The following is a 14,498-nucleotide window of genomic DNA, read 5'->3' on the forward strand; positions in this document are numbered from 1 at the left end:
AAAGGTCATGCTAATCTCTGAGAAAAACGGCAGAAAATATCTTGCTAAGATTCCAAAAAGAGCCCATAGGATGATTGAGTTGTTTCCGGAGGCATTACCTATGGGTTAAAAATGCGGAGTTTCGGTAACAAACTAAGCGATAAGAATATATGGGTCTATTATCAACTCACTGGTAAAGGAAAACCCTGGATTGGGCTATAGAAGTGTAGCAGAGTTATGTAAAGACGGTCTCAGGGAAAAAATGATAGAGATAAGAAAGATGAAGAAATTTTAGGACAGGTATATTATTCCACAATCAGATTATCGCTCAGCCTGTCTGTATCAGCGAGCATGAATTCCTTGCTCATATGTAGGCAATTGACGGGACAAACATCATTGCACTGGCTGCAGAATATGCACCTGCTGACGTATATCTTTATTTGTCTTTTTACAGAATGAAAAACTTCCCTTATCAAATAGATACTAACGTCCAACATCCTTCTATCGGCTTGGCGGTATTATTCAAGTAATATTACTAATAAAGAGTCTGACAATACCTTGGCTTCCCCCAGAGATAAAATCTTCTTTTCCATCATTATTAAAATCCGCCGAGCTCAACACGCCACTCACCAACACATCAATGCCTCCAGTATTTCGCGGTAATTCCCCAAGATATTTGGATTTATAGGTGGTATTACCATTAATAAAAAGATAAAAACAACCGATATTCCCTGTAACAAAATCCATATCACCATCACCATCATAATCAATTGGTGCTAGACTTGCAGTTCCAGTAGAAAGGTTTCCGACGATCTCTCCATATCCGCTTGCAAAACAACCTGACGATACATTATTCCGCTTTAAATAGTAATGACCATAACCTGGTGTTTCTTCATTTTCAGCATCAACGATAAAATCAATATCACCATCGTTATCGAAATCTGCAGAGGCAAGACCCCAGCTTCCTCTTCCAAAGTCGTGTATTACTCCCTGAGCTGTAAAATTTCCTCTCCCATCGTTCAAATAAAACTCGACTTTACCGCTGTTATCACCTACTAAGAGATCAATGTCACCATCCATATCATAGTCGGCCGAGCTGAGCTGCGGGTTAATTCTTGCTTCATCATCACCAATAATTCCTGTACCCCGCCGAGCGATAATTTTTTCCTTTGTAAAACAATTGTTTCCATCGTTGAATAATAATTTAATTGTACCGTTCATATTATAGCATATGCCATCGTGCCATTCATGTTCATTGTGCGTAAACATTAGATCAACATCACCATCGTTATCATAATCACCGGAATCCAAATCGTCTATCTCTGAATAACTAAAAACATAAACATCCTTCTTGGTAAAACTTAGATTACCATCGTTTAAAAAAATGGAGATTCTCTGTCCTTTTCCTTTAACTGCATATGAGACAGCAAAATCCATATTGCCATCATTGTTGAAATCCGCAGAAGTTACACCAAGTGCCCTATGAGTATTATCAAATCCGGCAACTCTATAACCATCAAAGAAAGAGATATTCATATTGTTTATTGGTTCAACCTTAATAGTCAAGATGCTTCCATCGGTCGAATCCTTGCTACACAACATGACGTGTGAGATATAAAAAATCCCCAATAGACAAAATATTCCTACAACCAAACTAACTTTCAACAAATGCTCTTTTTTCATATGAATCAAATTTCCACATTATTGTTTAATCTGGTTGCGTTTAAGATAGGCGTATCCCCGCAACTCCTTCATGTTGGCAGCCACAACAATAAAATCGATATCACCATCGCTATCAAAATCAGCAGAATCAAGACCCCAGCTCGCTCTCCCAAAGTCGTGTATAATGCCCCGTATAAATCTTCCAGAGCTGGTGAAATTTCCCGTTCCGTCATTTTCAAAAATCTCAACTTTGCCGCTGTTATCCCCCCATAGAAAGTCAATGTCACCGTCCATATCATAATCGGCAGAGGTAAGCTGTGGATTAATCCTATCGAAGCCAATTCTCGTTAGAAATTCCTTCCAGAGGAGAACGTACCGCCCACCTATAAGAATGGGACAACCACGTATTGCAATCGTTGTTTCGTTACCGAAATTATTCTTGCCGTTATTAAATAAAATACTCGCTACACCTTGAGTATTGATAAGCAAATCCCCACACCATTTAGTGGTGTCATATGTAAAGATTATATCTATATCACCATCGTTATCAAAATCACCTGACTCCAGATCACGGATGGTTCCAATTTCATCGTTATCGCTTTCCATGATATAAACATCTTTTTGTATAAATCCTGCGTTTCCATCACTGTAGAAAATAACAATCTTATTTTTGTCCATGTTGACAGAATATGATACGGCGAAATCCATATTGCCGTCATGGTTAAAATCAGCAGCGGTTACACCATATGCACAACCTCTGTGTCCGCTGAAATTAGCAACCTCATTCATTTCAAACTTTGGATCGCCATCCTGCCCACTACAGTTATTAATAAAAAGTCTTATAACTCCCTCGATTCCTCCCGCAATAAAATCTTCTTTTCCATCGTTGTTAAAATCAGCATGGGTTGTACCTCCATAACGTAATTGAATATCTTCTTCTAAAATTTCTACTGCTTCATAGCCTCCATCATGGTTTATGTATAATAACGTGTTTGCAGTAAAATCCATGTCGCCATCATTATCATAATCGAATGCCATCACGCTTGCAGTAGCAAGAGTTGTTTTATGAAGAATCTCTCCCTCTCCCCTGTCAAAACAATCTATTAGGGGGTAATCAAATAGAGTAGTCTTTATGTTTTTCGCCTCTATTTTATGGGCTGGACAATCGATTTCTACGTCACCCCCCATCATGTTGGGGGTACCTCCTCCTGTTATGTTGGGGACAACAACAAGAAATGTGGTGGCTATCACACAGGCTTGTATAATCTGATACTTGTTAGCTAGCATTAATATCACCATTCATAAGGCTTATAAATATTTTTTTCTCCGGAGATGTCATTACTGTATAAATGTCACCTCCTAAAAAGTAGCGTTTTGATTTCTTTAGAAAAAAAGAAAAGATAGAAGGGGGTGTAATATTCATCATTTTCTCCCCACGCTAACTGAAGGTAATGTACTCTGTTCTCATGTTGTTGGTTTCATCGCTTTCGTCTACTTGATCGAAGAAGTCCGCTATTACGTTAATCTCTTGGGTTCCCGACATGCTGAATTTGGGTGTATAGGGATATTTGGTTATGCCCGGCCTAAAACCGAGAGCATGATACCAGTTTCCCAGGCATTCCTCGCCAGATTCCTTGTAGTCTTTGTAAAAGTATGTCCACTGTGCCCCAGCATATACTGGACCGATATTTTTCACGTCTGCATGCACCCTCCATTTGCTGAGATGTTTCGTTACCCATATATCTTTTACTACCATATCTGGTTTATAGCCTGTACTCTGGCCATCACTATTCGCAGCTAGCACGCTGGCAAATATTGTTGCAGTCATCAATGCAGCCAACACCATAGTCAATATTTTCCCTTTTCCTTTCATTTTTTTCCTCCGTTTTTGACCCTCTCCGGTAGGGTTCCTTTATTATTCCGCCGGAGCCGTTTTATTTTTGCAGCTCAGCCGCAATAGTATATCTGAAAATAACAGATATAAGTGTCGAAAGTGTTGGAGAAACATCCAACGAAATAGAAGGGTATATAAGGCAAAAATTACTTTTGCAAATAATGAGTGATGAAGAAAACGCCTTGTCATTGGATAAAAAGGCGATGAAAGTATTGGCATCTGAAAGCAGAATAAAAATTTTGAAAAGGATCGATGAAAGGAAAAGGAGGACGGTGTCTCAACTCTCACGCGATATGAATTTAGACAAGTCGACTGTTCATAAACATCTCAAACAACTAGTGGATGCCGGATTTGTTAATAAATTAGATGGAAATAATATATGGGTCTATTATCAACTCACTGGTAAAGGAAAACCCTGGATTGGGCTATAGAAGTGTAGCAGAGTTATGTAAAGACGGTCTCAGGGAAAAAATGATAGAGATAAGAAAGATGAAGAAATTTTAGGACAGGTATATTATTCCACAATCAGATTATCGCTCAGCCTGTCTGTATCAGCGAGCATGAATTCCTTGCTCATATGTAGGCAATTGACGGGACAAACATCATTGCACTGGCTGCAGAATATGCACCTGCTGACGTATATCCTTATTTTCTTCTCTTCCTCTTTAAATTCTATCGCTTTTGCCGGGCATACCCGAATGCACATCCTGCACCCTATGCATTTCTCTTTTTCGTAGGTAATCTTCCCCCTGAACGACTCCGGAACTTCTATCGGTAAATTTATCTTCACCTCTCCGCTCTCAACTTTTTTGAGCAATGCCGTTACATTATTTGGTGCATACTTGACCGGAAACTTATTCGTAAACGGTTTCTGGAACAACTGCTTCATTAATTGACCTAACATCGGAAACATTTTACCACCATTTAATAGACAGAACCTGTGAATCCCACATCAGAAGCACCAAGCCAAGCAAAGCCATGAGGGTCACGGCAACCCAGTATGTCGATACAACCTGGCTTATCCTCAGCCTTGCCACTCCAACCCTTACCAATGTAATCGCAAACAGCATCACTAAAAAAACTTTCAGAAGGAAAAATAAGAAGTCTAATGCAAATGAAGGAACTGCACCCAAAGCAAAAAATTCGGATAAGCCGTACGGAAAGAAAATTGCAACCACGAGCGAGGAAAGAGCAAACGTTTTAACCCCGTCTGCAAGATAGAATAAAGCAAGGTTTCTGCCAGAATACTCCACCAGCAGCCCACCTGCAATTTCTGTCTCCGCTTCCGCCACATCAAAAGGAATTTTCGAAAGTTCTGCCGGCATGACAATAACCAGGGAAAGAAGAATCAGTATCAATCCGATGAGCCCCAACAGACCGACACTGTTCCACAGCGGATGTGTCGATATGAACGAAAGAGTGAAAACATCCCCTTTAAAGGAATCACTTATTTTCCATACGGCAGCTATTATTGCAACCGCCAGCGGAAATTCATAGGACATCATGGTTACCATTTCACGCTGTGCTCCCACAGTCGCATACGGCGAGCCAGATGCAAATCCTCCTGCAACCATTGAAAGGGCGGGCAGGGTTAGAAGATACAAAATCAAAATCAAGTCTCCATGGCCGTGGAGCAACGGCTCGTATCCTGCTATGGGAATGTAAAGGAGAAGCGTTATAGATGAAGCAAGGCAGATTACAGGAGCCAAATTAAAAAGCCATGATACTGCATTTTCAGGAACGATGCTTTCCTTGCACAGTAACTTATTGACATCCCGGAACGGCTGCCTCAATGGAGGGCCTATTCTCGACTGCATATGGGCAGCAAACTTTCTGTCAATACCTTTATATGACAAGCCAAAGAATATGGCGAAGAACGTTATCCCTATTGTCCCCATTACAACCCTGAAAAATAATTCTCCCATCATTTCATCATCTCCTTCGTTTTTTTGATGGATAAGTTATGCAAATCTTCCGCTGTCAGCATTTTTTTCTCATTATTTTCCACAACAACTGCCCTGTTCGTACATGACACGCATGGGTCTATGGAGGCCGCAACAATGGGTATGTCTGCAATCTGGTGGTGCATGAGCATGGGTTTCCATGACATAATGTTGCTGTAAGTTGGTGCCCTTACCTTCCAGGTATAAAGGCTGTCATAACCTTTTTTCAATTTAACATAATGTATGTCCTCACCTCGAGGAGCCTCATGCCTGCCCATCGCCTCCCCTTCGGATTTCTTTATTTTTGCCAGCAATTTGGGTATTTTCTCCTCCGAAATAATGTCGCCGGACGGCATTTCATCAAGTGCTTTTTCTATTATTTCGACAGACTGTTTGACTTCTAGGAGCCTGACCACAATCCTGTCGTAGGTATCGCCCACCGTTTCCCCTGTCAGCATGTCGGGTGTGATAGCCTTGACATCAAAATCCGGGTATGCGAAATAAGGTGTATCCTGACGGACGTCTTTTTTAACTCCGCTTGCCCTTGCAGTTGGCCCCACCGCTTCAAGCTTCAAAGCATCCTCTTTGGTGAGTATGCCTATGTCCCTTGTCCTCATTTTTATGGTTTTGTCTTCCAGGAATAATTTTGCAACTTTGTCTAATAAATCCCTGTAATATTTTATCATCTCCCTTATCTTCGGCACATGTTCTTCCTTTATATCCCGTCTCACGCCGCCGTACATCATTATTGCCTTTGTAACCCTGTTGCCGTTAACCAGTTCGAGTATATCCATTACTTTTTCCCTTATCATCCATGTGTAATGAAGCAGGGAATCAAAGCCCAGCTCGTGGGCAGCCACACCGGCCCATAACAGATGGGAATGTATTCTCTCAAACTCGGATTGTATAACCCTGATATATTCCGCCCTTTCTGGCACTTCGATGTCAGCTATTTCCTCGACAGCCATGATCAAACAGGCGGGATGGGATAAATTGCATATGCCGCATATTCTCTCCGCAATGTATATCGTTTGAACAGGATTATTTCTATTCATCCCGATCCACTCTATACCCCTGTGATTCTGGCTGGCTGTGACATCCACATCTGTTATTTCCTCGCCGCTTATGGAACAGCTTATCAGTATCGGCTCCTTCAGAGCGGGATGAATCGGACCGATTGGTACAGTATACTTCATTCCTTCCACCCCTCGTAAAGTTTATTTGTTTTTTTGGGGGCTGTCTCATCCCTCCGCCAGGGGTAAACTCCTTCCGGAAAGTCCTCTGTAAGGAAAAGATGCCTTTTATCTTCCAGCCCCTTCACATCAACCCCCATCATTTCTATTATCTCTCTCTCTGAAAATGCAGTTCCGGGGATGATATCGGTCAAAGTAGGAACCCATAAGTCATTTTTTGGGACTGTGACTTTTAACGTTATGGGTATTTCCTCCATGAATTTTCCGTAATTTATAGAAAAATGGTAGTTCAACTCTACCGATTCTCCAATATCTGAAGGCGATATAACAGAAAAGTGTGGAAATTCATCTGCAATCTCGATAATATATTCAACTATCTCTTTAAGCCTGTCTCTCTCAATCTCTATCCACAAACTTTTCCTTTCAATTCTTTTCTTTACGCCCGTCATTTTTGTCTGCACTCTGGCATCAAGTCCTTTTTCCTTAAATGCATCAACCATTTCATCAACATTCATTTGCTCACCTTCCCTGCCCCCTCAAGAAATTCCCATGCTTTAACAACACCATGAATAATGGCCTCGGGCCTGGGAGGGCATCCCGGAACATAAATGCAGGTAGCATCTGGCAGTACTTTATTTATCGGCCCGGCGAGGTGATATGATTCGTGGAACACGCCACCAGTAATGCCGCAGCTGCCGACAACCAGAATAACTTTTGGATCGGGTGTCTGCTCATAAACCCTTTTAACTTTGTCTTTCATGTCATCGGTAATCGGCCCCGTAAATGCTATAACATCGGCATGCCGTGGCGAACCCACAAGCTTTATGCCAAAGCGTTCAACGTCATATCGCGGTGTCAAAGCCGCAACTATTTCTATATCACAGCCGTTGCAACTGCCGCTGTTTATGTGAAAAACCCAGAGAGCCTGCTTGAAAGACTTTGATATCACTTAATCACCTCCGGGATTATTATCACTACGAAAAATATGGCTGCCATCCCGATGAACCACAAAACGTAATCATTAACTATGCCCGTATGTATTTTTTTCATAAAATCGTAATATCCCTTTAATGTTTCCGTGAAACCCCAGTAAATGTTTCCAGCCTTTACATGCACTTGCTCTTTCGGCGGCTCTTTCAAGCCCGATAGAAAAGGCTTTACCTGCTCGCCCTTCTTATATTTTTTTTCTCCCATGCCCCATATTATATAGGCTATAAGAAAAGCGACAGTGAATGCCACCAGCCATAATATCGGCGACCAATATCCGCCTGTTGTTTCCAGAACCATTTATACACCTCCTATTACAGAATTTATATAACCTGCCTGATCCGCCAGTGCCTGGACGGCAGGATGGACTATATTGCTGACCACAATATCTGGGAATAAGCCGAACAGTATGATGCCGGCCGTCAGAATTGACATTCCCAGCAACATGCTCTTGGGCACTTCTCTTGCCTCGACGCCCTCCATGGGAGGACCCATGAATGCGGAGTGAAATACTTTAACAAAGGATGCAAGCGTGATGATGGAAACGAGCATGGCTATGATAGACAATATCGGGCTGACATGATAAGCTGATTCGTATATAAGCAGTTTTGATGCAAAGCCATTAAATGGCGGTATGCCGGCAATCGCCAGTGCACCTATGATAAAAAATACGGTTGTACATTTCATGGAATGGGCCAGACCACCCATTTCGTTAAGGTTGCGTGTCCCGATCCTGTAAAATATTGCTCCGGCCGTGAGGAAAAGCAGTCCTTTGTACATGGCATGGTTTATGATATGGAATATGCCCCCTTCCATTGCTTTCATGCCATAAGTATCAAAATCCGATTGCCCAAGCAAATACAGGCCCACGCCGACGCCCAGCAGCATGTACCCCGTCTGGCTTATGGCATGGTAGGACATCAAACGTTTTATGTCCTTCTGGGGCAGTGCCATCGTAACTCCGACGAACATGGAAAGCAGTCCGAGAGCGATTATTATTATGCCTATTGTTGTCAAATTAAGCGTCATGCCGTATAATGTGAAGCAAACCCTGAATAAAGCATACAGGCTTACCTGGCTTGCAACTACAAGCATCGCCGTTATCGGGGCGGGGGCAATCGTATAAGCATCGGGCGTCCACATGTGCATGGGTACGGCACCGCATTTCATGGCAAAGGCCGCAACGAGCAATGCCAGGGCTATCTTATCCAGCACGGTATATTTCATAACGCTCGCTAAAGCCGCCATATTCAACAGATTGTATTGGCCATATAATAGCCCTATAGAAAATAGAACCATAAGGGCCCCCAGTGAAGAAATCACGATGTACTTGAATGCACCCTCCACCGCATCGCCATGGTAGAAACGGAATGCAATGAGCCCTGCCGATGAAATTGAAAGGATTTCCAGAAATACAAATAGGTTGAATATATCGCCGGTGAACTCCATGCCTATCATACCCACTACCATGAGTAAGAGAAGGGTATAATATCTCCCCTGTCCTGTCTCCTTTTTTACAAAGGCAATGGAGTAAAAAGCTGCAGCCAGTGAAATGGTGGTACTTATCAATCCCATGAATGCACCCATGCCGTCTACTTCAAACACGATTCTAACCGGCACGGCCGCCTGGGCAGGTATGGCAGCAGCTGGATTTGAAGCACCCATGACATACACATGGGTAATGCCCGTAAAGACGTCCCAGGCAAGAATCATCATAATTATTTGTGTTATGATGAGAACGGCAATTACAAAAACGTTCATCGCTTTCTTATTTACTCTATCAATCAGTGGCGCCAAAAATGCGGCAAACAACGGAATTGCTATGAGCAGGGCAGATGAGTGCATAAGCAGCCAGTTCATCATTCCTTCAACCTCCTTATTTTTCTAGAGTCAAGAGTGCCGTAATGGCGGTATATGCGCATTATAAATGATAAAATTAAAGCCGTCACAGCCACACCAATTACAATGCTCGTCAGCGTTAATGCCTGAGGGACTGGCAGTGCCATCCCTCCAGGTATCTCTATCCCTGGGGGAAGATTTGTATATATCGGGGCCACACCCCCTTCCCTATAACCAAGGGTTATTAGAAACAGGTTGACACCGCTCTCCACAAGTATTATCCCTATCGCGATTTTTATCAGGTTTCTCCTGAAAATAATGGCATACATGCCCACAGCAATAAGAAGAGCTACAGCAAAAAAAGGCAGATTGTATATCATTCAATCCTCCTTCCTCAAAGCAAGAGCCATGACCAGTATGATGGCAGACAGACCACCGATGACTTTCATTCCAACGGCAAAGTTCAATATGGGCAGTACGCCGCCGGAATTCAATATCCCCGGATTTGATCCAAACTGAGGAATTTTTCCAAAGATAATTTCCCCAACCAGAAAATTTGCCATAAATGTTGCCGCAAGAATGAAGCCAAGCAGTGCCACGATAACAAAAACCAAGCCCCCTATGCTTTCAAACATCGAAAAATTTTCTTCCCTTGCCTTCTTTTCAACATTTCTTGCACCAAATGCCACAATGAGCATAGCCACTGCGGATGCCCCTATTGCCCCGCCCTGGAAGCCGCCTCCTGGCGTGAGATGACCGTGCATTATCACGTAGAAAGAAAAAATCGTTATGAAAGGGAACATCAGCCCAGATATGACCTTAACAATCGGCGAAAGACCTTCCTCACTCATTTTTATCCCTCTTTCTAAATACGACCATGATGCCTGCTATTGCAGTGAAGAGAATGGTTGCCTCGCCGAGAGTATCAAAACCCCTGTAATCAAATACGACGGATGTGACAGCATTATTCGCTCCGGTCTCATTCTGGGCATTGCTTATTATATAATCGTCCATGTCCGACGGCGGCGCCCCAAAATCGCGCATCTCGTATGCCGACAGAAACAGAAACGCAAAAAAGATGACAAATGCGAGTACGGCTATTTTCCTCATGTTTCCTCCATTCTTTCAGTCCCTTTTATGGCAATGATTATTATTGCCGTTGTTATACATGCCCCTATTCCTGCCTCTGCTATTGCAACGTCAGGTGCATGGAGAATGTAGAATTCCAGTGAAAGAATCAAGCTCATAACTGCCAGGGCAATTGCTGATGCAAGCAGATCCTTCAGCATTACAGTCACAACTGCAGATACGACAAGCAATACGGGCACAATAATATGTACAATTTCAATCATCATCATTTTTTTCCTCCTTTTCTTCTAAATCATCCACAACGGCCTGTACCGGCTTCACGCCGCTTCTATGTGCTGCACGTGCAATTGCATGCGCCCCCGTCGGATTGGTGAGTATTATTGCAATAAAGGCAATCAATGTATGAATAGCAAGACCGAACATCGGTTTGTTGCCGTCATAATATTTCCACAGGCCATAGATGATGACTGCAAGAGATAAAAATATGGAGCCAAAAGTCGTGCATTTTGTGCCTGCATGCAGGCGTGTGTAAACATCCGGAAATCTCATAAGGCCAAGAGAGGCAAGAAAGTTGAAGAACAGCCCTATGCCGAGGAATACGTATATCGCCCATTCAACCGATGTCATAGTTTCCCCCCTTCAAGATATTTTGCTATGAACAATGTTGTGATGAATGAGAGAAGGGCATAGACAATGGCAACGCCTATGTATATGATTTCATCAAAGGCAGCCCCGAATACTATCATTGACACTACGACCATGGTGTTTATCGTATCCAGCCCGACCACCCTGTCTGGAGCTGTAGGGCCGAGCAGAACCCGTATCATGGCTATCAGAATACAAACGAGCAGGATAACCAGGGATACAATAAATGGATTCCATATCATTCTGCCACCCTCCTTGCCCATTTGGGAAATGACGAACAGACGGGTTTGCACGGGCGGGGCATTTCTTTTAATGCCTTTTCATCAACATTTATCCAATGAACATACAAATTTTTCTCCTCATCGGTATCAACGGATAATGTGCCGGGGGTTAGTGTTATGGAGTTTGCAAGAAACGTCAATGCAATGTCGCTCTTAAGCCCTGGAGATATCTTGACTATGCCAGGATTTATTCTTCCAGTTATGACACGGTAGGCAACGTCTATGTTCGCCTTTGCCATCTCGTAAAAGAAGCGGGGAAGGTATGCAATAAAAAAAAGCCATCGCTTTGGATTTGCCATCTTGAAATCCTTGATAAATATTTTTCTCCCTATTATACCGCCCACCACAGAAAGCATTATGCCGGCAATGATTTCGTCTGCACCCCACATATTGCCGTTGAAAGTTAGTAGTAGCCATATTACGAAGCAAAAAACGGTTGTACCGATGAAAGCCAACATTGGGGGGGTAACCCCCATTCTCTTTAAAAATTTACGGTTTTTTGTAGGCAATGATGTCTTTGCCCATATGTTAATGGCATTATATCTGATACAAATTCATATTTCCCCCGTCGTCCACGTACCCTTCCATAACCAGGATCCATTCTGAATATGGAACCGCCAGCTTGGCATATATTCTTAGATTCATGCCACCGGACAATGAATCTGTCTTTTCATATACAGACCAGTTACAGGGTATGGATTTTACGGGCGACTGACCTGACATATCTTCCATATATTGTTTAGTCAATTTCTCATTATAATCCCAGCCATCAAGACTTATGCCCACCTTTTCGTCAACTATTTTATCAGCGCCGGGCGGGTCGAAACGCGGGTCTTCAACGACAGAACATTCGGTCCGGAAAGTTGGCAGGTATATCTGCTCCCAATCATTCTGGTCATAGGGCTGGCCATTGCTTCCATCAGAATAATCCACTAGTTTGTAGTCGTATATGTAGTAGTAATTCATCACGCTATAATAATCACACCATGTATCCTGGTAACTTTTTTTTGCCTCTCTGCTTTCCGCAAATGACATATTATCGCATCCTTGTATTGTCCAAGGTGTTATTCCCAGTGAATGCCCAAGCTCGTGCATGACAGAGGCAGCCAGACATAAACGTTGTAATCGTGGTGTAGGGGCATGCCTTGCTAAACTGAACATATTGCGGCGACTTGTATCTACTGAAAATGTATCATATTTGTTGAATTTTGAAGGATGGCAAAATCCGCTCGAATGAGCCACCACAAAGTATCTGAATACACCCTTCCTTTCATCAGAAAAATGGTTATCGTAGAACTGCAGCATCACACCCGAATCCTGTGAAACAGTATTATAATGGGGAAGGAGTTCGCCGCCCCCGTTTGTGGGTCCGCCTGGCCAGCCGTCATCGATATACACATTTATCCCATGCTGGCAGAACCGCTCGATTAAAGCCTGTTGGGATTCCTTAAAGAAAACATGTTGACGGTCAAACAGCCCACCTCTCTCCATGCCGTCCGCTTCTATGTAAATATCCTGGGAAAACGGGTCGGCAAACCATTTAGCCATTTTGTACTCCTCGACGTTTTCTATGCCGTCGATATCTGGATCGAGATGAACGTGATCATTCCAGACATGTGGATCGTATCCCCATTTCCATTCCCGTGCGGTAGGAATGCCGTCGTTGTCGGGGTCGGAATATGAATCATCAACCCTGGGGTCTGTATGGAGAATGTTAACTTCAGTCCAGTATGGTATGCCATCATTATCGTAATCGGTTTGATACAGATTGAACCATACCTCAAAATACTCGCCAACATAATGGCCATACCCATCGGCATCCTTAAAGCGGTCATCGCCTGTCCATCTGCCTGTGCTATAATTATAAGCAACATGTATTTTTTCTCGCTCTATATCCTCTGATTTATGGCCAAGCAGTCCTTTTGGTACCCTCTTTACAATGGTAAGTGTCACCTTGGACGTTTTCTGCTCCTCGTCAACATCCTTCATAATCTTGTTCTCCTGAAACATGGTGTCCCATCCTTCAAACAGGATTTCGCTTTCCCCTGTTGCAGATTTAACGTCCTTACTGACATATTCCAGGCCGTCCATGTTGCTGATGAAGTAAAACATGGGCTGAGTTTTCCAGGCCGTCCCGGGTTCCATCAGTTTTTCCAGAATGCTCCTGTCCCTTATCCTTTTGACTTCCAGAATCAAGCCCTGATTTTCGAGGGGGCTGATGCGATCGTCGATAACTGCCTTTGGCTCCTCTTCGGCAGGATGGCGGGCTGGAAAACCGAGATAAACCAGACTGGAAATGATCAGGATTGCAATTACAAGCGCTGCAAAAATCAACATTTTTTTTGTTCTATCATCCATTTCTGTCATTTTACAATATGTCCCCTTCAAACTTTTACAAAGATATATCCTGACATTGTTTTTATAAATTTGTGTTTATGTTTATGCATCATTTACAACAAAACGTTCAATTCCGTCAGCTATGCCCTGCCAGTCATGGAAAATATAATGGCAGCCTTCGTACACATTGTACTCTGAATCATACTTCTCGGCCATTTTCTTAACTATCCCTGGAGAGGAAATTTTGTCGTCCTTGACAGCAATAAAAAGAAGAGGGCAGTCAACCCTGTTTTCATCGACTGCTATTTTATTCATCGTCAGTTCATAGGAAACGGCAGGAGGTGCATCTTCGAATTTTTCGTAAGCCCCTTTTGCCTCTTTCTCTTCCATACAGTTAAAAACAATTTTTTTGAGGAAGGGATAGTCCGGCTTAATACTACTTTGTGGGTTACTCGATCCCACTAAAAAAAATCGAGAAATATTGATATATGCAGAGCTATCTCTCCCACGGGATAGCAATGAATTACAGGAGGGGATTATTCAAAATAGGTAGGGGAATGAAGCAGCTACACGGTTTTTTCGAAAATTTCGTTCACCACTGGGATGGTTGGTCTCGCAGTGGGGAAACAAAGCATGTTGCCAAAAGTTA

21 protein-coding genes are annotated in these 14,498 nt (G+C 42.8%); 1 reads left to right on the plus strand and 20 read right to left on the minus strand.

Annotation, left to right across the window (positions count from 1 at the left end; translation table 11 throughout):
- Positions 1–284 precede the first annotated feature (284 nt).
- From U9O96_00495 to U9O96_00510, 4 genes are all read right to left on the minus strand, one after another.
- Positions 285–476 carry a 4Fe-4S binding protein gene (locus U9O96_00495; protein ID MEA2053588.1) on the minus strand — a complete coding sequence of 64 codons (192 nt, stop codon included), beginning with the start codon at positions 474–476 and terminating at the stop codon, positions 285–287.
- 25 nt (positions 477–501) lie between these two features.
- Entirely contained in the window at positions 502–1,662 is a 1,161-nt protein-coding gene (locus tag U9O96_00500; GenBank protein MEA2053589.1) for a VCBS repeat-containing protein, read from the minus strand.
- A gap of 18 nt (positions 1,663–1,680) precedes the next feature.
- On the minus strand, positions 1,681–2,928 hold the full coding sequence (locus U9O96_00505) for a VCBS repeat-containing protein (GenBank protein ID MEA2053590.1): 1,248 nt from the start codon (positions 2,926–2,928) through the stop codon (positions 1,681–1,683).
- 151 nt (positions 2,929–3,079) lie between these two features.
- Positions 3,080–3,514: a CARDB domain-containing protein gene (locus tag U9O96_00510; GenBank protein MEA2053591.1), complete on the minus strand. Its 435-nt coding sequence runs from the start codon at positions 3,512–3,514 to the stop codon at positions 3,080–3,082.
- Positions 3,515–3,696: 182 nt separating this feature from the next.
- Here U9O96_00510 and U9O96_00515 point away from each other — a divergent pair, with 182 nt between their 5' ends.
- The gene (locus U9O96_00515; protein MEA2053592.1) at positions 3,697–3,966 is read left to right on the plus strand and encodes a winged helix-turn-helix domain-containing protein; all 270 of its coding nucleotides are present in this window, start codon (positions 3,697–3,699) and stop codon (positions 3,964–3,966) included.
- 83 nt (positions 3,967–4,049) lie between these two features.
- On the opposite strand, the gene U9O96_00520 is transcribed toward U9O96_00515, so the two are convergent.
- The 16 genes from U9O96_00520 to U9O96_00595 all read right to left on the minus strand — a co-directional run bounded on the left by U9O96_00520 (position 4,050) and on the right by U9O96_00595 (position 14,239).
- Complete coding sequence (locus U9O96_00520; GenBank protein MEA2053593.1) at positions 4,050–4,448, minus strand: 4Fe-4S binding protein; 399 nt, start codon at positions 4,446–4,448, stop codon at positions 4,050–4,052.
- Position 4,449: 1 nt separating this feature from the next.
- Positions 4,450–5,463: a complex I subunit 1 family protein gene (locus tag U9O96_00525; protein ID MEA2053594.1), complete on the minus strand. Its 1,014-nt coding sequence runs from the start codon at positions 5,461–5,463 to the stop codon at positions 4,450–4,452.
- Entirely contained in the window at positions 5,460–6,674 is a 1,215-nt protein-coding gene (locus tag U9O96_00530) for a nickel-dependent hydrogenase large subunit (protein MEA2053595.1), read from the minus strand. Before U9O96_00530 ends, U9O96_00525 begins: the two co-directional genes overlap by 4 nt.
- Positions 6,671–7,186: an NADH-quinone oxidoreductase subunit C gene (locus U9O96_00535; GenBank protein MEA2053596.1), complete on the minus strand. Its 516-nt coding sequence runs from the start codon at positions 7,184–7,186 to the stop codon at positions 6,671–6,673. Before U9O96_00535 ends, U9O96_00530 begins: the two co-directional genes overlap by 4 nt.
- Positions 7,183–7,620: an NADH-quinone oxidoreductase subunit B family protein gene (locus U9O96_00540; protein ID MEA2053597.1), complete on the minus strand. Its 438-nt coding sequence runs from the start codon at positions 7,618–7,620 to the stop codon at positions 7,183–7,185. The genes U9O96_00535 and U9O96_00540 overlap by 4 nt, the downstream gene beginning before the upstream one ends.
- Positions 7,617–7,958 carry a hydrogenase gene (locus tag U9O96_00545; GenBank protein ID MEA2053598.1) on the minus strand — a complete coding sequence of 114 codons (342 nt, stop codon included), beginning with the start codon at positions 7,956–7,958 and terminating at the stop codon, positions 7,617–7,619. Before U9O96_00545 ends, U9O96_00540 begins: the two co-directional genes overlap by 4 nt.
- On the minus strand, positions 7,959–9,518 hold the full coding sequence (locus U9O96_00550; protein ID MEA2053599.1) for a proton-conducting transporter membrane subunit: 1,560 nt from the start codon (positions 9,516–9,518) through the stop codon (positions 7,959–7,961).
- Positions 9,518–9,877 carry a sodium:proton antiporter gene (locus U9O96_00555; GenBank protein ID MEA2053600.1) on the minus strand — a complete coding sequence of 120 codons (360 nt, stop codon included), beginning with the start codon at positions 9,875–9,877 and terminating at the stop codon, positions 9,518–9,520. The genes U9O96_00550 and U9O96_00555 overlap by 1 nt, the downstream gene beginning before the upstream one ends.
- The gene (locus U9O96_00560) at positions 9,878–10,348 is read right to left on the minus strand and encodes an MnhB domain-containing protein (GenBank protein ID MEA2053601.1); all 471 of its coding nucleotides are present in this window, start codon (positions 10,346–10,348) and stop codon (positions 9,878–9,880) included. It lies immediately after the preceding gene.
- The gene (mbhE, locus tag U9O96_00565) at positions 10,341–10,607 is read right to left on the minus strand and encodes a hydrogen gas-evolving membrane-bound hydrogenase subunit E (GenBank protein ID MEA2053602.1); all 267 of its coding nucleotides are present in this window, start codon (positions 10,605–10,607) and stop codon (positions 10,341–10,343) included. Before mbhE ends, U9O96_00560 begins: the two co-directional genes overlap by 8 nt.
- Entirely contained in the window at positions 10,604–10,852 is a 249-nt protein-coding gene (locus tag U9O96_00570; protein MEA2053603.1) for a hydrogenase subunit MbhD domain-containing protein, read from the minus strand. The genes mbhE and U9O96_00570 overlap by 4 nt, the downstream gene beginning before the upstream one ends.
- Positions 10,842–11,213: a monovalent cation/H(+) antiporter subunit G gene (gene mnhG / locus U9O96_00575; GenBank protein MEA2053604.1), complete on the minus strand. Its 372-nt coding sequence runs from the start codon at positions 11,211–11,213 to the stop codon at positions 10,842–10,844. The genes U9O96_00570 and mnhG overlap by 11 nt, the downstream gene beginning before the upstream one ends.
- Positions 11,210–11,473 carry a monovalent cation/H+ antiporter complex subunit F gene (locus U9O96_00580; protein ID MEA2053605.1) on the minus strand — a complete coding sequence of 88 codons (264 nt, stop codon included), beginning with the start codon at positions 11,471–11,473 and terminating at the stop codon, positions 11,210–11,212. The genes mnhG and U9O96_00580 overlap by 4 nt, the downstream gene beginning before the upstream one ends.
- The gene (locus U9O96_00585) at positions 11,470–11,970 is read right to left on the minus strand and encodes a Na+/H+ antiporter subunit E (protein MEA2053606.1); all 501 of its coding nucleotides are present in this window, start codon (positions 11,968–11,970) and stop codon (positions 11,470–11,472) included. The genes U9O96_00580 and U9O96_00585 overlap by 4 nt, the downstream gene beginning before the upstream one ends.
- Positions 11,971–12,049: 79 nt before the next feature.
- On the minus strand, positions 12,050–13,870 hold the full coding sequence (locus U9O96_00590; GenBank protein MEA2053607.1) for a hypothetical protein: 1,821 nt from the start codon (positions 13,868–13,870) through the stop codon (positions 12,050–12,052).
- Positions 13,871–13,951: 81 nt separating this feature from the next.
- Positions 13,952–14,239: a hypothetical protein gene (locus tag U9O96_00595; GenBank protein ID MEA2053608.1), complete on the minus strand. Its 288-nt coding sequence runs from the start codon at positions 14,237–14,239 to the stop codon at positions 13,952–13,954.
- Positions 14,240–14,498: the final 259 nt, after the last annotated feature.

The organism is Candidatus Thermoplasmatota archaeon, assembly GCA_034660695.1.
Lineage (GTDB): Archaea > Thermoplasmatota > E2 > UBA202 > DSCA01 > JAYEJS01.